26 protein-coding genes are annotated in these 21,609 nt (G+C 35.5%); 20 read left to right on the top strand and 6 right to left on the bottom strand.

Features of this window, described 5'->3' with window-relative positions:
- From ASO14_RS13755 to ASO14_RS13720, 8 genes are all read left to right on the top strand, one after another.
- Positions 1-339 carry a Na(+)/H(+) antiporter subunit C gene (locus ASO14_RS13755; RefSeq protein WP_068456644.1) on the top strand — a complete coding sequence of 113 codons (339 nt, stop codon included), beginning with the start codon at positions 1-3 and terminating at the stop codon, positions 337-339.
- Positions 332-1,819, top strand: coding sequence for a Na+/H+ antiporter subunit D (locus tag ASO14_RS13750; RefSeq protein ID WP_068456641.1), 1,488 nt, complete (start codon positions 332-334; stop codon positions 1,817-1,819). Before ASO14_RS13755 ends, ASO14_RS13750 begins: the two co-directional genes overlap by 8 nt.
- Before the next feature lies 1 nt (position 1,820).
- Positions 1,821-2,306: a Na+/H+ antiporter subunit E gene (locus ASO14_RS13745; protein ID WP_068456639.1), complete on the top strand. Its 486-nt coding sequence runs from the start codon at positions 1,821-1,823 to the stop codon at positions 2,304-2,306.
- Complete coding sequence (locus ASO14_RS13740) at positions 2,303-2,587, top strand: Na(+)/H(+) antiporter subunit F1 (protein ID WP_068456636.1); 285 nt, start codon at positions 2,303-2,305, stop codon at positions 2,585-2,587. Before ASO14_RS13745 ends, ASO14_RS13740 begins: the two co-directional genes overlap by 4 nt.
- Entirely contained in the window at positions 2,565-2,933 is a 369-nt protein-coding gene (locus ASO14_RS13735) for a Na+/H+ antiporter subunit G (protein ID WP_068456630.1), read from the top strand. The genes ASO14_RS13740 and ASO14_RS13735 overlap by 23 nt, the downstream gene beginning before the upstream one ends.
- Positions 2,930-3,547 carry an NAD(P)-dependent oxidoreductase gene (locus tag ASO14_RS13730; RefSeq protein WP_068456629.1) on the top strand — a complete coding sequence of 206 codons (618 nt, stop codon included), beginning with the start codon at positions 2,930-2,932 and terminating at the stop codon, positions 3,545-3,547. The genes ASO14_RS13735 and ASO14_RS13730 overlap by 4 nt, the downstream gene beginning before the upstream one ends.
- A gap of 18 nt (positions 3,548-3,565) precedes the next feature.
- Positions 3,566-4,234 (top strand): ankyrin repeat domain-containing protein, encoded by a 669-nt coding sequence (locus ASO14_RS13725; RefSeq protein WP_082701491.1) that lies wholly within the window; start codon positions 3,566-3,568, stop codon positions 4,232-4,234.
- Positions 4,235-4,332: 98 nt separating this feature from the next.
- Positions 4,333-5,742 (top strand): C69 family dipeptidase, encoded by a 1,410-nt coding sequence (locus ASO14_RS13720; RefSeq protein WP_068456622.1) that lies wholly within the window; start codon positions 4,333-4,335, stop codon positions 5,740-5,742.
- 193 nt (positions 5,743-5,935) lie between these two features.
- On the opposite strand, the gene ASO14_RS13715 is transcribed toward ASO14_RS13720, so the two are convergent.
- Complete coding sequence (locus tag ASO14_RS13715; protein ID WP_068456618.1) at positions 5,936-7,069, bottom strand: FAD-dependent oxidoreductase; 1,134 nt, start codon at positions 7,067-7,069, stop codon at positions 5,936-5,938.
- A 102-nt stretch (positions 7,070-7,171) separates the two neighbouring features.
- Here ASO14_RS13715 and ASO14_RS13710 point away from each other — a divergent pair, with 102 nt between their 5' ends.
- The 8 genes from ASO14_RS13710 to ASO14_RS13675 all read left to right on the top strand — a co-directional run bounded on the left by ASO14_RS13710 (position 7,172) and on the right by ASO14_RS13675 (position 14,220).
- Positions 7,172-8,416, top strand: coding sequence for a hypothetical protein (locus tag ASO14_RS13710; protein ID WP_068456616.1), 1,245 nt, complete (start codon positions 7,172-7,174; stop codon positions 8,414-8,416).
- A 414-nt stretch (positions 8,417-8,830) separates the two neighbouring features.
- Positions 8,831-9,121, top strand: coding sequence for a DUF6509 family protein (locus ASO14_RS13705; protein ID WP_068456613.1), 291 nt, complete (start codon positions 8,831-8,833; stop codon positions 9,119-9,121).
- A 140-nt stretch (positions 9,122-9,261) separates the two neighbouring features.
- A complete protein-coding gene (locus ASO14_RS13700; protein ID WP_068456609.1) occupies positions 9,262-10,407 on the top strand; it encodes a VanZ family protein in 1,146 nt (381 codons plus the stop codon).
- A 123-nt stretch (positions 10,408-10,530) separates the two neighbouring features.
- Complete coding sequence (locus ASO14_RS13695; protein ID WP_068456606.1) at positions 10,531-11,298, top strand: ABC transporter ATP-binding protein; 768 nt, start codon at positions 10,531-10,533, stop codon at positions 11,296-11,298.
- Positions 11,285-13,174: an ABC transporter permease gene (locus tag ASO14_RS13690; protein WP_068456602.1), complete on the top strand. Its 1,890-nt coding sequence runs from the start codon at positions 11,285-11,287 to the stop codon at positions 13,172-13,174. Before ASO14_RS13695 ends, ASO14_RS13690 begins: the two co-directional genes overlap by 14 nt.
- Before the next feature lie 2 nt (positions 13,175-13,176).
- Positions 13,177-13,524, top strand: a complete 348-nt coding sequence (locus tag ASO14_RS13685) for a YxeA family protein (protein WP_068456599.1) — start codon at positions 13,177-13,179, stop codon at positions 13,522-13,524.
- 38 nt (positions 13,525-13,562) lie between these two features.
- Complete coding sequence (locus tag ASO14_RS13680; RefSeq protein WP_068456596.1) at positions 13,563-13,937, top strand: HsmA family protein; 375 nt, start codon at positions 13,563-13,565, stop codon at positions 13,935-13,937.
- Positions 13,938-13,989: 52 nt separating this feature from the next.
- Positions 13,990-14,220: a hypothetical protein gene (locus ASO14_RS13675; RefSeq protein WP_068456593.1), complete on the top strand. Its 231-nt coding sequence runs from the start codon at positions 13,990-13,992 to the stop codon at positions 14,218-14,220.
- A 46-nt stretch (positions 14,221-14,266) separates the two neighbouring features.
- Here the strand turns inward: ASO14_RS13675 and ASO14_RS13670 are convergent, their stop codons facing one another.
- Positions 14,267-15,697: a HAMP domain-containing sensor histidine kinase gene (locus ASO14_RS13670; protein ID WP_068456590.1), complete on the bottom strand. Its 1,431-nt coding sequence runs from the start codon at positions 15,695-15,697 to the stop codon at positions 14,267-14,269.
- The gene (locus ASO14_RS13665) at positions 15,694-16,383 is read right to left on the bottom strand and encodes a response regulator transcription factor (RefSeq protein ID WP_068456587.1); all 690 of its coding nucleotides are present in this window, start codon (positions 16,381-16,383) and stop codon (positions 15,694-15,696) included. Before ASO14_RS13665 ends, ASO14_RS13670 begins: the two co-directional genes overlap by 4 nt.
- Before the next feature lie 108 nt (positions 16,384-16,491).
- Here ASO14_RS13665 and ASO14_RS13660 point away from each other — a divergent pair, with 108 nt between their 5' ends.
- Complete coding sequence (locus ASO14_RS13660) at positions 16,492-16,995, top strand: HPP family protein (protein ID WP_068456584.1); 504 nt, start codon at positions 16,492-16,494, stop codon at positions 16,993-16,995.
- On the opposite strand, the gene ASO14_RS13655 is transcribed toward ASO14_RS13660, so the two are convergent.
- Positions 16,996-17,442 (bottom strand): hypothetical protein, encoded by a 447-nt coding sequence (locus tag ASO14_RS13655; protein ID WP_068456581.1) that lies wholly within the window; start codon positions 17,440-17,442, stop codon positions 16,996-16,998.
- Positions 17,443-17,616: 174 nt separating this feature from the next.
- Between ASO14_RS13655 and ASO14_RS13650 the strand changes: the two genes are divergently transcribed.
- Both ASO14_RS13650 and ASO14_RS13645 read left to right on the top strand, forming a co-directional pair.
- Positions 17,617-18,735 (top strand): YibE/F family protein, encoded by a 1,119-nt coding sequence (locus ASO14_RS13650; protein ID WP_068456578.1) that lies wholly within the window; start codon positions 17,617-17,619, stop codon positions 18,733-18,735.
- Positions 18,732-19,508, top strand: coding sequence for a YibE/F family protein (locus ASO14_RS13645; RefSeq protein ID WP_068456575.1), 777 nt, complete (start codon positions 18,732-18,734; stop codon positions 19,506-19,508). Before ASO14_RS13650 ends, ASO14_RS13645 begins: the two co-directional genes overlap by 4 nt.
- On the opposite strand, the gene ASO14_RS15095 is transcribed toward ASO14_RS13645, so the two are convergent.
- Both ASO14_RS15095 and ASO14_RS13640 read right to left on the bottom strand, forming a co-directional pair.
- Complete coding sequence (locus ASO14_RS15095) at positions 19,505-19,666, bottom strand: hypothetical protein (RefSeq protein WP_156422384.1); 162 nt, start codon at positions 19,664-19,666, stop codon at positions 19,505-19,507. The two genes, ASO14_RS13645 and ASO14_RS15095, sit on opposite strands and share 4 nt — an antisense overlap.
- An 81-nt stretch (positions 19,667-19,747) precedes the next feature.
- On the bottom strand, positions 19,748-20,230 hold the full coding sequence (locus tag ASO14_RS13640) for a hypothetical protein (RefSeq protein WP_068456572.1): 483 nt from the start codon (positions 20,228-20,230) through the stop codon (positions 19,748-19,750).
- Between the two features lie 200 nt (positions 20,231-20,430).
- On the opposite strand from ASO14_RS13640, the gene ASO14_RS13635 reads away from it, so the two are divergent.
- A complete protein-coding gene (locus ASO14_RS13635; RefSeq protein WP_068456569.1) occupies positions 20,431-21,585 on the top strand; it encodes a betaine/proline/choline family ABC transporter ATP-binding protein in 1,155 nt (384 codons plus the stop codon).
- Positions 21,586-21,609 lie beyond the last annotated feature (24 nt).

Here is a 21,609-nt window from a genome sequence, read left to right as displayed (position 1 = left end):
ATGGAGACACTCATGGTTTGTTTAATCGGTATTTTTGTAGCAGTGGCCACTTATCTTCTCCTTTCAAAAAATCTAATCCGTATTATTTTAGGAACGGCCTTATTATCACACGCTGTTCATTTATTAATTTTAACAATTGGAGAAGTGAAAAAGGGGGACGTTCCTTTACTAAAAGAAAAGCCAGGACCCTATACAGATGCACTACCTCAAGCGTTAATTCTAACCGCAATTGTGATTAGCTTTGCTGTAACAGCATTCTTATTAGTACTAGCTTACCGTGTTTATGCGACGAATAAGACAGATAATGTAGAAAAGTTAAGGGGCGATGAATATGAATAATTTAGTTATCATGCCCATGCTTATTCCGTTATGTGTAGCAGTCATTTTAATTTTTTTCCGTACGTATATTAAATTACAAAAAATTGGTGTCTTATTTGCGATGCTGCTGCTCATTGTTACGAATATTTTTCTTCTCGTGACGGTAAAAGAACAAGGTATTCAAACATTATACTTTGGTGGTTGGGAAGCACCCTTTGGTATCACATTCGTGGCGGATTCATTTGCGATGTTGCTCGTTTTAACCGCAAGTATTGTGGCATTATGTTGCTTTCTATACGCTTTTTCAACTTTAACAGAGGATTATGCGAAAAACTTTGCTTATCCATTAATGCTGTTCATGATTGCCGGAGTGAATGGTTCATTTTTAACAGGGGATTTATTTAACTTATTTGTCTGTTTTGAAGTAATGTTATTAGCTTCATATGTATTGATTACACTTGGTGGTGGGAAAGAGCGTTTAAGAGAGTCCTTAAAGTATGTCATCATTAATATTTTTGCTTCATGGCTCTTTTTAGTAGGACTTGCGATGATCTACGGTACGCTTGGTACATTGAATATGGCACATCTAGCTGAGCGTGTACATCAAATCCATCAAGGACCTGTTTTAACAACGGTTGCACTTATTTTCTTAATTGTATTTGCATTAAAAGCAGGACTCTTTCTATTTTATTGGTTACCAGGATCGTATCGTGTTCCTGAAACAGCCATTGCAGCATTGTTCGGTGCCTTATTAACGAAGGTAGGCATCTACGCATTATTCCGCACATTCACATTAATTTTTACTGTACAAGAAAATATCACGCATACATTAATCGGTATATTAGCTTGTGCAACCATCATACTTGGAAGCTTTGGTGCGATAGGTTACCGCGATTTACGTCAAATTGTTGGCTACAACGTGGTCATCGGTGTAGGCTTTGTCTTACTCGGTTTGTATGCGAATCAAACAGAGGCACTGGAGGGCGCTATTTATTATTTTATGCATGATTTTATTGTGAAAGCTCTCTTATTTTTAATGATTGGTACGATGATTTATATAACAGGACGTATTCGTTTTGATGAAATTAAAGGATTGATTCATCACTTTCCACTCTTTGGTTGGCTTTTTTTCCTGATGATGTTATCACTTGCTGGAATTCCTCCATTTAGTGGTTTTATCGGTAAGATGCTACTTGGTATTGGATTAGTTGACGAAGGTATGTACATTACTTTATTACTCGGTTTTTTATCAAGTATTGTGATGTTGTACTCACTATTACGCGTCTTTTTAAAATCAATTTTTGGTGAGTCTATGGCAAGTCATCAAATGAAAAAGTGTATTCCATTTAGTATGATGTTGGCGATGATTTTGCTTATGATTTGTACAATTGGTTTAGGGGTAGGTGCAGAAGTAGCAGCACCATTTGTGAAAGATGCTGCACATGTATTAACAAATCCATCGGTTTATATTCAAGCCGTTTTATATCCAGAGGGGGGCTAACATGTTATTTCAATTATTTTTAAACATGGTGATAGCGGTTCTATGGATGCTTTTAAAAGATGAGGATAGCGTGAATTTAACAACATTTTTTACAGGGTATTTGATTGGATTACTCGTAATGTATTTAATGCATCGATTTTTTGGACAGTCTTTTTACATAAAAAAAGTCTGGTCTATTATAAAATTATTATTCTTATTTTTAAAAGAACTGATTGTTTCAAGTGCGGTTGTTTTAAAGCAAATTTGCAGTCCTAAAATGAATATTACACCGGGGATTTTCACTTATGAAACAGCACTTCAAAGTGATTTAGAGATTACAACACTTGCTTTGTTGTTAACACTAACACCTGGCTCTGTCGTCATGGAAATTACAGAAGATGGACATACTTTTTATATTCATGCGATGGATATAGAACAATCAAAAGTAGATGTACTTCGTTCGATGAGTCGATTTGAACAGGCAATTATGGAGGTGACACGTACGTGATTACACTCATTTTGAAAGTGGCGCTCGTCTTTTTTGCGCTAACTATCGTTATTTCGTTTTATCGTGTAGTAAAAGGGCCTTCGATGCCAGACCGCATTGTTGCCTTAGATACTATTGGTGTTAATTTATTATCAATGGTAGCTATCGTCTCCATTGTATTTGAAACGAAAGCTTATTTAGAAGTAATCTTAATCTTAGGAATTCTTTCTTTCATTGGTACGATTGCTTTTAGTAAGTTTTTAGAGAGGGGGGTCATCATTGAACATAAATCAGATCGGTGAATGGATTGCTGCTTTCGTCCTTTTATTTGCTAGTATGATGAGCTTGGTGAGTGCTTTTGGTTTACTTCGAATGCCTGATGTTTATACACGTTCACATGCGGCAACAAAGAGTTCAACACTTGCCGTTATGTTAGCTCTGGTAGGAGCCTTCCTTTACTTTTTTGCACATGAAGGTGAAGTGAGCGTTCGTTTATTACTTGGAATTGTCTTTGTCTTTTTAACAGCACCTGTAGCAGGACATCTCATTTGTCGTGCTGCTTATCGTTCAGGTGTACCGCTTGCAGAACAGTCAGGTGAAGATGCTTTAAAAAAATTCATACCAAAACAGCAGGAGGAGAAAAAATGAAAATAGCTATATTCGGTGCGACAGGGCGAGTAGGTTCTATTTTTATGCAACATGCCTTAGATGAAGGATATGAAATACAAGCGCTCATTCGTAAAGGGCGAGATGTAACACCTCATGAAAATTTAACAATTATACGTGGGGATGTAACAAATATAGAGGATGTAAATCAAACAATTGATGGTTGTGATGCGGTATTCTCGGGCTTAAATACAGACGGTACAACAACGCTTTCACAATCAATTGCACATATTATTGAGGTAATGGAGAACAAAAAAATTGATCGTATCGTCACTATAGGGACGGCTGGTATTGTAGAAAGTCGAGTGGAACCAGGGAAACTACGCTATTTATCAAGTGAATCACGCCAGCGAGTTAAGTTCGCTGCAGGTGAACATGAGAAAGTGTATCGTGCTTTGGCAGAAAGTGGGCTTGATTGGACGATTATTTGTCCGACTGCATTAGTGAGTGAGCCGCGTGTAGGTGTATATCGATATGAAAAAGATTATTTGCCGCTTGATGGACGTCGAATTTCTATTTATGACACAGCAGACTTAGCTTTTGAAGCTTTACGTGAACATTTATTCACACATAAACGAGTAGGAATTGCTTATTAGTAAGGGGGCGTGATGCAAATGGACAAGCAAGGATTTGTATCATTTATTAAACAGTCAATTAGCGGTGCTTTTATGAGTGCAAGTGCAAAAGAACCGCAGCCAGAAACAGAAAAAGAACGTTGGTTTCGTGCAGTACAAGAAAGTGACATCTATGCATTAAAGCACTTATTGAAATTAGAGTTCCCAATTAATCAAGTGAATGAACGTGGGCGTACAGCGCTCATGATTGCCACATACAATCGAGATGAAAAAACAGCTGCTTTTTTAATTGAACAAGGGGCAGATGTGAACAAGCGAGACGATCGTTTAAATTCACCTTTTCTTTACGCCGCGGCAGAAGGCTATTTAGAAATTTTAAAGCTGATGGGTTCAAAAGGCGATGTGAAAGTCGTGAATCGTTATGGTGGTATTGGGATTATTCCTGCGAGTGAGAGAGCACACTTGGAAACATTGGAATGGTTATTAAAAAATACAGCGAGTGATGTGAACCATGTGAATAATCTTGGTTGGACAGCTCTTTTAGAAGCAATTATTTTAGGGGATGGCACAGATAAATATGTCAAAACAGTACAATTGCTTTTACGTTACGGTGCAAGTCCGGATATTGCAGATCGTGATGGTGTAACCCCGATTGAACATGCTGAAAAATTAGGTTACACGAAAATTTTAAAACTGTTAGAAGCATAAAAACACCCTATACAAGAGGAAAGGGTATACCTTTTGTATAGGGTGTTTTTTGCGTCATGCTATAATTTTAGACGAAGATGAAAAAGAAGGGTGATACGATGAAAAAAAGAAAATTTGGTTCATGCACAACGATGCTAGTTGGGAAAAAAGCGAGTATAGATGGTTCTACGATGATTGCACGTAATGAAGATAGTGGGACAGCTAATAAAAATCCACAACGATTTATTGTCATGAATCCAGAGGACCAACCGACGTACTATACATCGGTTCAAAGTGCATTTGAAATGCAATTACCAGAAAATCCGTTACGTTATACTGCAACACCTGATGCGATGGAAGGGTTCGGTATTTGGGGAGAGTCAGGTATTAATAGCGAGAATGTTGCGATGACAGCGACAGAAACCATTACAACGAATTCACGTGTATTAGGAGCCGACCCACTTGTTGAAGATGGAATTGGTGAAGAAGATATGCTGACAATTGTATTGCCTTATATTTATTCTGCAAGAGAAGGTGTCGAACGTTTAGGTGCTATTTTAGAAGAATACGGCACATATGAATCGAATGGGATTGCTTTTTCAGATGCAGATGAGATTTGGTATATGGAGACAATTGGAGGACATCACTGGGCGGCTATTCGTATTCCAGATGATGCCTATGTTATCGCTCCAAACCGTTTTAATATTACGCATTTTGACTTTGCGTCAGATGATACACTTTGTTCAACAGGATTGAAGGAATTCATTGAAAAACATCATTTGAATCCTGATTTTGAAGGAACGAATTTACGTCATATTTTTGGAAGTGCGACGGTAAAAGACACGCGCTATAATAATCCGCGCGCTTGGTATATTCAAAAACAATTTAATCCTGAACTAGAATATGAACCAACGGAACAAAATTTACCATTTATCTGTTATGCAAATCGTAAAATTTCAGTTGAAGATGTGAAGTGGGCACTAAGTTCGCATTTTGAAAATACACCGTATGACCCGTATGGTGAGGGCGAAACGAAAGACCGCGAATTATTCCGTACAATCGGTTTGAATCGTAATCAAGAGAGTCATATTCTGCAAATTCGTAATGATGTACCAACGCATATCGCAGGAATTCACTGGCTGGCATTTGGTCCAAATACATTCAATGCGATGGTGCCATTCTATGCGAATGTGACGGATACACCTGCCTGTTATCGTGATACAGAGGAAGATTTTGATATTACGAAGATGCACTGGTTAAGTCATACAATCGCGTTACTAGGTGATACGAATTTCGGATTGTACCATGACATGCACAGTGCATATGAACAAAAAGTAGTCGCTGCTTGTCGTAATTTACAACAAAATGCAGATGAAGAAGTAGAATTACAAGATGATTTACACAGCTATTTAGAAGCAGTGAATGAGCGCTATGCAAAAATCGCTTTTGATGAGACGAATAAATTACTTGGTAATATGGTGCTGGCAGGAACGAAGAAGATGAAATTGAGCTATAGTTTATCTGATTAACACGAGCATAAAATAGAAAAGAGACTGAGACAAAAGTATTTTCAACATGGCAAATCCCTTATGATTTTTCAAAATCATAAGGGATTTGTTCATTCAGATCAATTTCCGCTTCGAAAAACGAATAGAGGTAGGCAAGAAAAGAACGCAACGTCCTGTTGTAAATCTTGCCCCACTACTTAAAGTAATTTATGTTTTAATCTTTGAATAAAAAATCGAGTCTTTTTAATAATAAGGCTGAAGGGATGAATGGGAATACAGCATCACGACTTTTCGTAAGTAATGGATTCTCCCACTGAGCTGCCCAGCCAATCTTACGAGATAAAGTTGTTACTTTTTTTGTTTTAGCGTGTCGTTTTTGATTGTAGTACGTTGCGGCTTGTTGAAAGTCCTTGAAATCGTGTAATGCTTGTGAGAATACGAGTGCATCTTCAATCGCCTGTCCAGCGCCTTGTCCCATATTTGGCGTAGTCGCATGTGCAGCATCTCCAAGTAAAATACAGCGATTAAAATGATAGGTCTGAATCGGTTTTAAATCATATAGATCATGCGTTAGAATGAGCTCTTGGTCCGTTTGACGAATGAGTTCAGCTACAGGCTGTGGGAAGTCTTTGAATAAATAAGCAATCTGTTCTTTTTCGAGATGGTGTAAAAAAGGATCTTGCTCACGCGCATTGACGCACGCAAACCAATATACCTGTCCATCTTTAATTGGTGCATAACCAAATCGTCCGATTGAATCCCATATCTCCACAGATGTATGTGGTTGTACAAGATCACCTGCTTTTGCGACACCACGCCAGCACATATAACCAGCATAACGTGGTTTACTATTTAGTACATATTGTTGACGAATGGGCGAATGAAGTCCATCTGCTGCAATGACATAATCGCATGTAACGGTTGTTCCATCTTCAAAATGAACGATACAACCATCTTCTAACTGCTCTACTTGAATGCAACGTTTGTGCAGATGAAGTGTATGTGGAAGCAATTGATCATAGAGTGCTTGATGTAAGTCGGCACGTTGGATTGTGATATTCGATTGTCCAAAACGTTTTTGGAATGAACTAAAGTCGATGGAATTTAAAAGGGTTCCTTTTTTATTTAAAAATAATTGTGTTTTTAAAATCGTTCCATTTTGTTGAATGGCTTCACCAATACCTAATTTAACAAGAGCTTGCATCGCATTTGAACCAATCCCAATTCCAGCACCAATCGGTTTAAAAGATGAAGCTGCATCATATACGTGAACATCTAAGCCTTGTTGTTGAAGTGCGTAGGCAGTACATAAACCACCAATTCCTCCACCAATAACGATGAGATTCATAGAAAAAGCCACCTTTTTAAAGTAATATAGTTAGTATAAAGGGAAAAATAGAAACTTGCTTGTACGATGCTTTAGTTTCTTTATGGGAGGAAGGACAATGATATGGAAGATCAACATGCACAAGTTTGTCAGATAAAAAGTGAAAAGATTGAACAGATGAAAGCGCACTACATACAAGATGCAAAGAATCGATTACCACAGTATTTCTCACCTGAAAAAAGAATGTCTACGAGTCAAAGTTCGATTGAACAACTTCAACAAAATGGCTTGCCAAAAGAAATATTTTGGAAGATGGTTGAATACAATGTGAGTGCAAAAGAAGGATTATCTTTATCAAAGTTAGATGAGATTTCAGAATATATTGATTTTCTAGCTTCTGAATATGTTGTGTATCATGAACGTGTGAAGCGTGATTATGTAGGTGAAGAACGCACACAGCAAATTCAAGAACTAGAAACGATTTTTAAACGTTGTTTTGAGCGTATGGCAGCGGTTTATACGCGCTCAGTTGGTAAATTTTTTGAGCGTAATGATATACCGAATGAATCACAAGTTATGCAAAAATCGATTGCAGAATTATTTTTACGTAAAGTACATCAATATAATGAGTTTATTCAAATGGAACCAGATTACACGGAAATTCAAGGTACGAATGAAGAATGGTTACTACGCGATTCCTATTTTATGGGGGATGTTCTTCGGTTAATGGTGTCTAAGCTCTATACACAATGTACAATCATGCCAGCTGATTTATATAGTGAAGCAGATTTGTGTGTAGCAGCGACGATTTATCAATCTGCTCAAAAATGGCTCATTCCACAAAAATCAACAGCTGTTAGTGAGGAACAGTTAGGAATAGAACTCGGTTTATTTGCGATTAAATTTCAAGTGGCACTGACAAAAGAAGATTTATCGCTCCATTTTAAAGAAAAGCTCGCAACAATTTTTGATTCTTTTTATGCGTACAAAATAGAAGATTTAAATCAACGACATAAAGAGGCACAAGAGCATCTATATAACCGTGAACAGGCACGGTATGCACCGTTAGATGAAGAAGTTGTGCGTTATTGGACGCGTACGATGTGTGAAACGCTCGATCATAAAGGCATTTCAGCTATTTTTGAAGAAGTGATTCCATATGCTTTTGAAGAATTTAAAAAGAAAGTTCAACAAGGAAGTAAATTAGAACGTTATCAAAAGAATAATGAATGGGATCATTTTTACGCAGGTTCAGAACAAGTAAACTACCGACAATCAGCCGCATTCACTTATAAATTACGTTTAAATGACTGGCATTATTGTTTGGATAAAATGAATATGGATTCTAATTGGTATTACTTAAAATAATATGTAAATATAATGTCGGAAGAGGTTTAAAACATTGTAATGTGGGTAATTGTATAAAGACCTGTTAAGAAATGTAAAAAAACTCAGTTTATTACTTGGAGAGACGTCAAAAAGTAATACATTTGTTAATGGGGAAATCACTGCGTATGGAACTCCAATGCTGTATGCGGTGATCGTTCGACTATATTGAGAGCACCCTCCCATAATATTGGTCTTGTTCAGCCAATTGGTGCTTTCAAACTCTACATATTGTTTGTTAGAATCATACCTAAGAAATGCTTGGCTATTTATTAACTGAGCATCAGTAGGAATCGTTTCATTGAACGATTCCTACTTTTCTTTAGCGCGTGACTTTACTAATTGAAAAATTACGCTATCATTAACATAGATGAAACATTGAAGGAGCGAACTAGATTGAATATTTTATCGTATATGATGGAAGAAATTTTAGACCCAACCAATATTATTGAAGGTGAACGTTACGAATTTCTATTAGAGTTAGATATTGATGAAGAAGATGAATTATTCCAAGAAGGCGGAATTGATGCACGCGTCATCGTTTCTAAAAAAGAGGATGCATATGCGATTGTGACGTACTTTTTAATTGCTAAACGTGATCAAAGCTACTTAGAGTTTGCGCTTGAAGAAGATGAAGAAGAAGAAATTTTAGCATTTTGTAAAGAGCATATTCTAGCAGGAGAATAATAAATTAGACTATATAAGAAACAGTAGAATTCAGCTGTTTCTTATTTTTATTCGAATAGATTTGATTTTTTCTAAATAAAAAAGGGAAAAGCAACTTCAGAGAAGAAGAAAGCGTTTGAAAGAAAGGGGAGGGATGTCAAATGATGGCGTATTCTATGCCCATCTTAACAGCAGCGATTGTTTTTGGAATTGTAGCAGTAGCAATCTGGATTCCGTGGTTAATCTATACATATCGAAAATATGGATATTTACCACTATCTGTTCTAGTTATTTCGTTCTCATTTATATTTTATAGTTTAGCTGCATTTTTTTTAGTGATTTTACCACTACCAGCAACACGCGATACTTGTGCGATGCAAGCACCTAATACACAGCACTATTCATTAATTCCTTTTAAATTTATAGAGGATACACTCAAGGGAAATTGGTTAGATATTAAAAATCCAGCAACGTATGTCTTATTATTTAAACAACCAGCATTTTATCAAACCTTCTTCAATTTCTTATTGTTGTTACCTTTAGGTGTGTATTTACGCTATTACTTAGTTGAAAAAGCATACTGGTGGAAAGCAACAATCGTCTTATTTTGTACAACATTATTCTTTGAAATCACGCAATTAACAGGTATTTATGGTATTTATAATTGTGCGTATCGTTTATTCGATGTGGATGATTTAATGATGAATACATTTGGTGGTGTGATTGGTTACTTTATCGCGCCAGCTGTTCTTGCTGTATTCCCATCGAAGAAAACAATTGAGGAAAGAGCCGCTTATTTAGTTGAAAAAGATGAAGTGAAACCAATGTCTGTGCTACTTGCCATTTTGATTGATTTATTCTTAGTAGATTTATCACGTCAGTGGATTATGGTGTTCACAAAGCATAATGAAGTAACGAGCTTTATCGTGACGACACTATTACTCATTGTATTCCTCGTATTGATTCCAATTATTTGGAATGGTCGAACATTGGGAACGGCTGTTATGCGCTTCCGTTATTCAAGTAAGTTATCGAAAAAGACGACGATTTCACGCTTAATTAAGCGTTTTATTGCCATCTATGTTGCTTATTTTGTAGGCGTGATCGCAGGAACACTTGATAATATTCATGTGACGATGAACTCGCCATACTATGAGGCATCTGTGTTTTTAGCACTTGGTTCTACAATAATCTTCTTCATTTTGACGATTGTAATCTTCATTCATATCATGCTTGTGATTTTTGGAAAAGGAAAACGTCGTTTCTTCTTTGATGAAGCGGCAAATCTATTTACGACAAGAAAATAAGGAGGAAGCAGTTGGTTTTATACCAACTGTTTTTTTATTGTAAGGATTTCGTAAGGTTGTGCTTCATTTATTGTAAGGATGGGAAGGTATAGTGAAAGTAAGAAAAAGAAAGAGGTGTAAGACATGAATCCAATCTTGCAAATTCAAGATGTACAAAAGACATTTGGAAAAGGAGCGAATCAGTTTACAGCACTACGGGATATTAATTTTACAATCCAACAAGGTGAAATGGTTGGTATTATGGGACCAAGTGGTGCGGGTAAATCAACGCTTTTAAATATATTAGCAACAATTGATACACCAACGAATGGCAAAATATTTATGAATAATCAAAAGTTACATGAGTTAAAAGAGAAACAATTAGCTGATTTTCGTCGTGAAAATTTAGGATTTATCTTTCAAGACTATAACTTACTTGATTCTCTAACAGTTCGTGAAAATATTTTATTACCTTTAGCGATTTCAAAAGTGCCAGCAGCTGAGATTCGCAAACGTGTGGAAGAGATAGCACGTGTATTTGGTATTGAGACTCTATTTGAAAAGTACCCATATCAAATCTCAGGTGGGCAAAAACAACGTACAGCAGCAGCTCGTGCATTGATTACGCAACCAACGATGATTTTGGCAGATGAACCAACGGGTGCGCTTGATTCGAAATCAGCAATCGATTTACTTGAAAGTTTAAGTCGCCTTAATCAAGAGAAAAATTCAACCATTATGATGGTAACGCATGATGCATTCGCAGCGAGTTTTTGTCAGCGTATTCTATTTATTAAAGATGGTCGATTATCACATGAGTTACATCGTGAGGAACAAACACGTAAACAATTTTTCCAGCAGATTTTAGCATCCGTTGGCAGTATGGGCGGTGAGATGGATGACATTATTTAGTCTCGCACGTAAAAATATTCGTCGTAATCTATCACAATATAGTTTATACATTGCTTCAATGGTTTTTAGTATTGCTATTTATTTTACATTTGTCACGATGAAGTATAATGAGACGATTACGGGGGAAGTAGAAGCTTCTAAAAAAATTGCATCCATCATGTCGAGTTCATCCGTCGTACTACTCGTGTTTGTGACAATTTTTATATTCTATTCAAATGCTTTTTTTATGAAAAAGAGAAAAAAAGAAGTAGGGTTATATGCACTCCTCGGTGTACGTAAAAGACAGATTGGCTTTTTACTCTTCTTCGAAAATTTATTATTAGGAATCATATCCCTTATTTTCGGTATTTTCTTTGGATTTTTAGCTTCTAAGTTATTTTTATGGGTGTTATTAAAAATGATGGATTACCAAGCTGTAGCGCATTTTACATTATCTATTGATGCAGTGATTAATACAGTTTGCGTGTTCTTCATCTTATTTTTAATCACATCAATTCAAGGATATCGCGTTGTATATCGCTTCCAATTAATTGAATTATTTCAAGCAGAAAAACAAGGCGAAAAAGTACCAAAGCCAAATCTTTGGTTGGCATTACTTGGAGCAGTTTTAGTAGGTGTAGGGTATTATATAGCGCTAGCAAACATGGTAACATCCCCTATATGGAAAAATCTAAGTGTTGCAGCACCATTTATTATTTTGGCATGTGTCATTATTGGAACATACTTAATTTTCCATTCATTCATTGGATATTGCCTAAAATTAATTAAAAAATCAGAAGGGCTCATCTGGCAAAATTTAAGGCTTTTAACAGTTTCACAATTACTTTATCGTATCCGAGGAAATGCCCAAACATTAACGATTATTGCGGTATTAAGTGCTACAACAATTACAGCAGGAGGCGCTGTTTTCGGTTTATACTACAATACAAAATCAACAATTCAACAAGCAGACCCATTCACGTATATGTATGTTGAAACAAAAGATACACCAAAACTCAATCAAAAAGGTAAGTCATTTGACATTCTCTATACAGAATTCGATGCAAAAGAGCTATCAGATGCTTTTGGTCCTTATGGCAAAAGAAATTACACAGTGATGACGACGAACACGTACAATCAATTGGCGCGTTTAATAGATAAGCCAACTATTGAAGTGGTAGGAAAAGAAGCAGTTATCATTGATCCAAGTTATGATGAGCGTTACTCACCTGACTATAAAGGGAAAGAGTTAGATGCTGTAAAAGTGAACAAATCACTACGTTTAAAAGATGTAACAAAAGAAAATGTATTAAATAGTTCCATTGCTTATACAACATTAATTGTTACACCAGATGTATTTAAACAGTTAGAACGTACAAGTGAAAAAATGATAGTTCATGCATTGAACAATACAAGTTTAACTGTAAACGAAGCGAAGAAAATTCAGCAAAAGATGCCAGAAGATGCACGCTTTTCAAGTTATCCAATTGATGTAAAACAAAGTATGGAGAATATTGGGATTGTTTTATTCGTAGGTAGTTTCTTAGGGTTTGTATTTTTACTCGCAACAGGAAGTATTATTTATTTTAAAATTTTAACAGAAGCAGAAGCAGATAAAGGGCAGTTTATGATTCTACACAAGATGGGTATCAGTATGAAGAATATGAAATATTCGATTGCCGCACAAGTCGGTGTGATTTTCAGTGTCCCATTAATTGTTGGTATGATTCATAGTGCAGTCGCTTTAAAAGCAATTTCAAGTGTGCTTAATATGAATATTTTTGTACCAGTATGTATTTGGATGGGGATTTATAGTGTAATTTATGCGATTTACTATATATTCACTGTAAGAGCCTATACAAATATTATAAAAAGAACAATTAGAAATGAGGGATAGATATGAAAAAAGGTTTATTTATCTTTTTGGGAATTATTGTTATATTAGCAGGTGCTAGTTATGCGGTGTTAACACTAGATTTCAATCGATTTAATAAAGAGAGTTACTATATTCAAATTACGCAAGATGGTGAGAAATTAGAAGATCGTCTCGATAATGGTGAAACGATGGTTCGTTATGGTTATAAGGTAGATGCTATAAACGAAGATGGAAAACATAAAGAACTAGAATTTTCAGCAAATAAACAACTACGAAAAGGTGCGTATTTAATGCTCTATGTAAATAAAGAGGATGAAGTTACCTCTTACGATGAAGTGAGTAAAAAAGATATGCCAAAAGATGCTTCTTAATTTTAGCAACATCATTCCATAAGAAATGAGGGATAGCTATGTTAATTACAGCAGTAATTTTTATCACATCCGCCTTAATTTTTTATACAGTAGGTGTATGGTCCGAAAAAATTCAAAAGACTTTAAAACCTTGGCATGTAATTGTTTTTTGGCTTGGTTTAGTATGTGACACGGTAGGTACTACGTTAATGGGACGTATGGCATCAAGTGGCTTCATCTTTAGCTTCCATGGTATTACAGGTACAATTGCGATTTTGTTAATGTTATTCCATGCGATTTGGGCGACAGTCGTTCTTGTTAAGAAAAATGAAGACATGATGGCGAAATTCCATAAATTTAGTATCGTTGTGTGGGTTATTTGGTTAATCCCTTATATTTCGGGTATGATTTATGGAATGACAACAGAATTATAAGAAGAAGAGTGAGGATACCAATTCTCACTCTTTTTTATATGGAGGTATTTTTATGGATGAAGAAACATGGCTAGAAGTACAACAAGCAATTGATGAAGGACAGGAATTGAGTTTTGATTATAGAGGAGAAGAATGGTGGATTAGTCGAATAGATGATGAAAGAAGTTTTCTATTAACACGTTCTTCAGATGGTCTTACGCAATATTTTAAAACTGCAGAGGAACTATATGAAAAAGGAATGATTGATGGAAGACCATTCATTGAACGCATTGCAGAATTATAAAGAGGAATTAAAAAACACCGAAGCATAAGTTTCGGTGTTTTTTATGTTATTGAAGCGGGAGGATAATTGAAATCGTCGTACCTTCGCCTTCTTTACTCTTAATATAGACGACACCATCATGTGCTTGAATAATATCTTGAGCAATTGCCATGCCGAGACCAGAACCTTGTGTATCTTTTGTGTTCGTTCCGCGATAATAGCGATTGAATAAAAATGGCTGCTCATCTACAGGAATACCTTTTCCAAAATCAATAATCTGAATTGTTGCAAAATCTGTGGATAACTTTTCAGAAAAATAGTTTTCGTGTTCTTGTGGATAACCTGTGGATAAGTTGATTTGAATATCTGTATTTTCTGAATTGTGGATAAGTGCATTATAGATAAAATTTAATAATGCACGTTTAAATAAATTCGAATCCAAGGTTGCAGATAATGTTTCAGATTCAGCTTCAAATATAATAGAACATGTTTGATAAATCGGATCGTTTAAGACATCAATTACACATTCACGAACGAAAGAAGAGAGTAAGACTTTTTCTTTCTGAAGTGGGAATGTACCGCTCTGTAGCTTAGTTGTGAGGTTTAAATCATTTAGTAAATCGCGCATGTAAAGTGATTTTTGCTCAATAATTTGTGTATAGGTCAGGCGTTCCTCATCTGTTACATCTTCTTGTAATAATTCTGCGTAACCTTGAATCGAAGCGAGCGGTGTTTTTAAATCATGTGATACATTTCCAATCCATTCATTTCGCATTTGATCGAGCTTTTTTCGTTCCGTTTCAACACTCTTTAACGTTGTGGATAAATCATTCATATTCTCAAAAACTTCTCGATAAGGTCCGCCTTTAACGGAAATTTTTTCATAGTCTTGATGTTTTAAACGATGAATTCCTTCGATGAGTTTATACATTGGTTTTGTTAGTCGACTTCCAAATAAAAAACCGACTAGTGTAGCGATTAATAAATCGGCAACTAAGAATACTAAAAAGAGTTTGGTAAAAATATACGAGATTTGATCAAAATTAAAGTTGTAAACAACCCGCATTAATTTCGGATCTTCTATCCCGAAAAAATAACTCAAATTTTCGGCTTCGCCGACAAAAACAGTTGTTTTCCCATTCACTTCTTTATACTTATACATCTGAACAATTTCCACAGGACTATAACTAGTAGGTAAAGAAGCAGGTGTTTGATAGGCAGCGACCTCTTTTCCTTCCTTATTTAAAATTTGGACCCATGCATGATTTTCTTCTAATATTTTTTGCCCGCGATTCGTAATAGTCGGTTTCCCGTTCTTCACGATAATTTCATCTGAAAAACGTGTTGCAGTCACCTCTACAGCTTCAGGTGAAGTCGCAGTCTTTTTATAAGACTGAATAAATAAAAGTGCAATCAGTAAAAGTGTGTTCATTACAACAATCAAACCGACAATTAATACGATGGATACGAGAAAACGTCTAGTTAAGCGCCATTTCATGATTGCACCAACTTATAGCCTAAACCCTTAACTGTTATTAAGTAAGTTGGTTTGGAAGGTGTATCTTCAATTTTTTCACGCAGTCGGCGAATATGAACCATAACGGTATTGTCTGAACCGTAAAAATCTTCACCCCAAACACGTTTAAAAAGTGTCTCTTTACTTAAGATTTGATTCGGATGATGCATAAATTCACGCATTAACCCAACCTCTTTTGCAGTAAGCGGTAGTACTTCGCCATTTTTAACAATCTCAGATTCCTCAGATTGAAATGAAAAAGGACCCACTTGTATTTTAGGAAGTTGTTGCTCTGCATAACTTGATCTTCGAAGCTGTGCTTTGACACGATAAGCGACTTCTTTTGGTGAAAAAGGTTTTGTAATATAGTCATCTCCACCAATTGCGAGCCCAAGTAATTTATCAATTTCTTCATCTTTTGCTGAAATAAATAAAATTGGAATGGTTGAAATCTCTCTGATTTTTTTACAAAAATCATATCCGTCACCGTCCGGTAACATGAGATCTAATAAAATTAAATCGGGCTGGAATTCCTGAAAAACCGTCCAAGCATCTTGTAAAGTATGTGCTTTTTGAATCGCTGAAAATCCCTCTTTTACGAGGACATGCTCTATTAATTGTGCTAAATCTTCTTCATCATCAATAATTAAAATTTTATCGTGTACCATTTGGACACCTCCACTCAATATAATAACAGTAAAAAAAGTATAAAAATAAAATTGTTTCAAAGGAAATTTTGCGTTAAAGTATTCAATAGTAAATTTAGGAGGAAGGAAATGAATTATTTTAAAAAAATGAAGGGCGACGCAAAAAGCCCACTACAAGTAAATGGAAAAGACTTATTTACAGCATTCGTCGGCAGCTTCTTGACTATTATTTTATTATTAGAATTAACAGAGATGACGGATACACCGTGGTTTATGGCATCATTCGGTTCAAGCTGTATTTTAGTATTTGCGAGTTGGAATGCACCACTTGCACAACCAAGAAATATCGTCGGTGGACATGTCATATCTGGTTTTGTCGGTTGGGCAGTAGCAGGATTAGTTGGCACAACACCTATGACGCTTGCACTAGCAGTAGCGGTTGCAGTTGTCTTTACAATGGCATTACGTGTAACACATCCACCAGCGATTGCGAATGCACTCATTGTTATGATTGGTGGTTATCACTTTGAATATCTCTTTACCCCCATTCTACTTGGTTCATCTCTTGTAGTAGTAATGGGTTTACTTATTAATAACATGCGTAGAACACGCAGATATCCTGTATTTTGGTAACTATTCTACAATCATTGCATTAATATCTGTAAAATGTAGTACCAGTATTTGATGTAGTGCATAGACTTGTTGTTTCATATTTTGAAGCGTAGAATCATCTAAACTTATAGGCTCCATTCTAAGTAAGTCATAGAGATAACGTTCATAAGCATGAAAAAAGCTATGTGCAAAATCATCTATTGGACAAGAAAAGATTAAATCTTGCTCATCTAAAATGATGAGTGTTTTTTGTATAATCATACAATGATAGGCTGTTTGTTCTGTAGATATGTCAAAGTGGTGTACATCATTTTTGTAATAATTTAATAAACCATCACCCAGTGATAGTAAAAGAGAATAGTCATCTTTTGTATGTAAAATAATTTTATGTTGACCATCTTGTAGATATGAAATCGCAAAATTATTGTGTAAATCATTAAATAAATGGAATTCTAATCGTAATTTCATCTAAAAACTCCTTTACTGAAATTTATTACGTATAACAATAACAGGTGTTGGTAAAAAATAACATCGTACTTTGTCACTAGATGACATGAATTTCGCATATGTTATGCTACGAAGTAAGAAACTTTTATGTAAGTCATACGTTTAAAAATAGACTTTAAAATTAAGGAGGGGAATATGAATTTAGTTAAGCAAAAAAAACCTGCCAAATCAATTCAAAAGGGAGCTTTGGCTGTATTACTTATATTGTCAGTAATCAGTTCGCTCTTTTTTGTGAATCATAATGCCTCATTCTATGACGAAACAATTGCAGAAGTGACACAGACGAAACTCCTTCAAAAAGAGCAAGTAACGGATGAGTTTCAAAATCGCGATACTATTTATCATCAAGAACTGACAGCGAAAATTTTAAATGGTAATGAAAAAGGAAGAATCATTCAGTTACAACATACATATACTGCTTCAGGTGGCTTCGATGATGCCTACCATGAAGGAAATAAGCTTTTCGTGAAGAAGAATGTAGAGAATCAATTTGATATTACAAGTATGAAACGCGACCATCTCCTTCTAGGAGTGGTCTGGTTACTCATCTTGATACTCATCTTTGTTGGACGAAAACAGGGTGTTCTTTCATTGCTTAGTTTAGTCATTAATATGGGGATCATCGCATGGATTATTCAAAGCTATACAAATTGGGACGATTATTTAATCCCACTTTGCATGCTTGGTTGTGTTCTATTTACAGTGATTTCATTAACGCTTGTCAATGGATGGAATGAGAAGACATTTACAGCGATTCTCGCTACGCTCGTCGGTACATTTATATCTTTTGGTATTGCCGTATTCGTATTATGGCTCACAAAAGAAAATGGCATGCGTTATGAGGAACTACAATTCATTACAAGACCCTATAAAACATTGTTCTTTGCAGGACTTCTTGTCGCATCACTCGGTGCAGTCATGGATATTGCGATTACGATGTCGTCTTCTTTATTTGGACTGTATGAAAAAAATCCGCATATCTCAATCAAACAGTTAGCAAAATCAGGAAGAGAGATTGGGAAAGATATTATGGGACCTATGACGAATATTCTATTCTTTGTCTATGTGAGCGGTTCTATTCCAATGATGATGTTGTTCTTTAAAAATCATGCAACATTTACCTATACACTTTCAACCAACCTCACATTGGAGATTGTTCGAGCACTTGTGGGCGGCCTCGGGATTGTTTTAACGATTCCCATCTCTTTATTCATCGTTCTATTCTTCATTAAGAGAAAGCAGGTGAAGCAATGAACAGTTTAGTCGTCCTCGCGATGTTACTCGCGATTCTAATGATTGGGCTTGGGGGTAAAAAAGGACTGCGCTCATTCATCACGCTGTTTATAAATTTTGCTTTGTTCATTGTCTTACTATTCTTTATGAATATTCCAGAAGTGAATCCAGTCATTTTAACGATGATTATCTGTATCATCATTAGTTTTATTAATTTATTTTATATTAACGGAACGAATACAATGACAAAAACAGCATTTGCTTCAACGGTTTTCACGACACTCCTTTTATCTGGGCTCATTCTTTACTTTGCCAATGCAACATTCATTCAAGGGTTTGGTAAAGAGGAGACGGAAGAGTTAAGCATGGCTTCTTTACGAATTGGTATTGATTTTTCAAAAGTAGCTGTCGCAGTTATTATGATGAGTACGATTGGAGCGATTACAGACGCTTCGATTGCCATTGCTTCACCAATGAAAGAGATGCATCAACTTAAGCCTGATATTGATCGTAAAAACCTCTTTATTTTTGGTTTATCCATCGGTAAAGATATTATTGGAACAAGTATGAATACATTATTTTTTGCTTTTGTTGGGAGCTACTTAGCACTACTTATCCTATTTAGTGATTTATCGTATTCATGGAGTGAGATGATTAATTCAAAAATATTTAGTGGGGAAGTTGTAACGATTGCTTGTTCAGCGATTGGTTTAATTGCGGTCATTCCAATCACTGCTTTTTGTACGTCGTATGTACTAACGAAAAAAACGCCACCTTCTCAGCAAGAGAATTAGCGTTTTAAAGCACCTTTGAGTTCACGAATGCCATAAAAAAGCATGAGAAGAGATGCAGGTATAAAGCCGATTAAAAAAATAACATCGGATAGCTGATTCATGACAAATAATATGAACCAAATGAATGTGAATAATACGATATAAGAAACGGTATTCATATTTTTCCTCCTGTATCATCATTTGCTCAAAAAGGACTTCGGCTTTTATGTCGAGGTCCTTTTAGTATGAGCAAAATCTAGTTAGTCATTTTTAGGTTCTTCAATAATCGTTGTTGTCGTCAGTGCAGATGTAATTAAGTAAATGACAGCGACGGTAATACCTGAACCGAGCCAAGTAAATTCAATTCGATTGAATAAGTTAACCAAAATTTGATGGAAAATAAATAAACAGATGCCGTATTGAATTAATGTACTAATAATACTAACGCCCATATTGTAATCCATATTCATCGATGCCATCGTAAATAAACCGAGCAAGTCGATGACGAAAACAACTGCTAAGACTAATAACAAAAACCAGCCGAAATATAGTGCGTTGCGATACCAATGATCATATAAATCTAAATGTGCAAGTTCGTATTTGGCAAGTAGAATCGATAAACCAAAGAATCCGAATAGTGGCACAGTTAGTAATAAGGCAATGATACATAAAAGCAATAAACCAAGAAAAATAAAACCTGAACAACCTGATACTTTAATTTTAAATTGACGATTTTTAAACATAGAATCCCTTCTCTACCACAAAGGTTTGTAAATGATATTACAGTGCGTATTGTCCCATTATAATGCACTTTTTCCCACAATGCACCTGAACTGCAAATTTGGAAAAAAAGCTTATTATTGGTTAAATATTAAAAAAGTGAGTAAAATATATGTATTCGGGTAACTAAATGGAACTTACAGAAGGAAGGAGAAGTTGTATTATGTTAAAACTAGAAAACCTTTCGAAAGTCTATCGAGGAGGAAAAAAAGCCGTAGATGATTTGAATATTGAAATCAAAAAAGGCGAATTTGTCGCATTTATCGGTACATCTGGTAGTGGTAAGACGACCGCTCTTCGCATGATTAATCGAATGATTGAACCAACTAGCGGTAAAATTCTTATTAATGACGAAGATGTCCGAAAGAAAAACCCTGTTACATTAAGACGTAGTATTGGTTATGTAATTCAACAAATTGGCTTAATGCCACATATGACCATTCGAGAAAATATCACTTTAGTACCTAGATTACTAAAGTGGGATAAAGAAAAAAAGGAAAAAGCAGCAGAAGAACTGATTAAACTTGTGAATCTGCCTGAAAGTTACTTAGATTTATATCCAACACAGTTATCTGGAGGTCAGCAACAACGTATCGGTGTATTACGTGCGTTAGCAGCGAACCAAGATTTAATTTTAATGGATGAACCATTTGGCGCGTTAGACCCGATTACGCGTGATACCTTACAAGATTTAATGAAAGATTTACAACAACGTTTAGGCAAAACCGTCGTTTTTGTAACACATGATATGGATGAAGCAATCAAACTAGCAGACCGAATCTGTATTATGCATGACGGAAAAGTCGTTCAATATGATACCCCAGATAATATTTTATCCAATCCCGCAAATCAATTCGTAAAAGATTTCATTGGCTCACACCGCCTTGTACAAGAAAAACCAAGTGCAAAAGTCGTGGATGATGTCATGATTACACCAATTACAATCTCACTAGAAAAAAGCTTAGACGACGCGATTCACAAGATGGTGAAAAGTCGTGTAGATACACTATTTGTCGTTGACGGCAATAACATTTTAAAAGGCTATTTAAGCGTTGAAAATATTACATCTGAAAGACACCGAACATCGAGTGTGGCAGATGCAATGGATAAGGACGTCTTTTTTGTATATAACAATTCCCGTTTACAAGATTCTGTACGTCGAATTTTACGTCGAAATTTAAAAAATATTCCTGTTGTAGATAGTGACCATCGATTAGTTGGTCTAATTACACGTGCGCATATTGTAGATATTGTATATGACACAATTTGGGGCGATGAGGCCGCTGAAGAAGTCCGTAATGAAGCATCAAATGAATGATGAAATAAAGGATGTGAAACAGAT

Origin of the sequence: Kurthia sp. 11kri321, from assembly GCF_001534765.1 — a bacterium.
Taxonomy (GTDB): domain Bacteria; phylum Bacillota; class Bacilli; order Bacillales_A; family Planococcaceae; genus Kurthia; species Kurthia gibsonii.
Note: the sequence above shows the minus strand (reverse complement) of the source record. Positions and strands in the feature narration are given on the sequence as shown.